Below are 538 nucleotides of genomic sequence, written 5' to 3'. Positions count from 1 at the left end.
ACTGCAACGAGATGGCAAACTCGCCATGACGTCAGACGGTGGCAATCAAGCGATCATTTGGAATTTAGAAACGGGGCAAAAGGTTTCGCAACTCAGCAGTTGGTCACGCCAGTTGATTTTCTCTACCGCGCGTTTTTCTGATGATGGCTCTCGACTGGTAACGGGAACACCTTCAGGCCGCGTCTCGATTTGGGATACGCAGAGCGGAAAGCGCATTGACGGATTTGAAGTCGAGCCGAAAAAAGATACTCGCCCTCCTCGCGCGGTCGTGTATGATGCTGCCTTTGATTCTAAGCAACGTGTAATTACTGCCACATCAGCGGGCATCGCCCAAGCTTGGCAACTAGAGAACGGGTCATGACAGAAAAACTCATTGAGCAATTGGAAGCACGCATCAACGACTTAGAGTGTCAGGTGGCGTTCCAAGAGCAAACAATCGAAGATCTGAACAGTGCATTGTCACAACAACAATTGCAGATCACGAAGATGCAAGATCAAATGAAGTACGTAGTAGGCAAAGTGAAAAATATGGATTCTT

The 538-nt window shown here is 48.1% G+C and carries 2 protein-coding genes; both read left to right on the top strand.

Annotated elements, in window-relative coordinates; genetic code table 11:
* Positions 1 to 361: WD40 repeat domain-containing protein (locus R7P74_RS28840; RefSeq protein WP_443293552.1), on the top strand; the 361-nt coding region annotated here is incomplete at its 5' end.
* Positions 358 to 538, top strand: a 181-nt coding sequence (locus R7P74_RS28835) for a SlyX family protein (protein ID WP_318124126.1), incomplete at its 3' end; no start/stop codon positions are given. The genes R7P74_RS28840 and R7P74_RS28835, both read left to right, overlap by 4 nt.

This window comes from Vibrio sp. 2033 (assembly GCF_033339735.1).
Note: the sequence above shows the minus strand (reverse complement) of the source record. Positions and strands in the feature narration are given on the sequence as shown.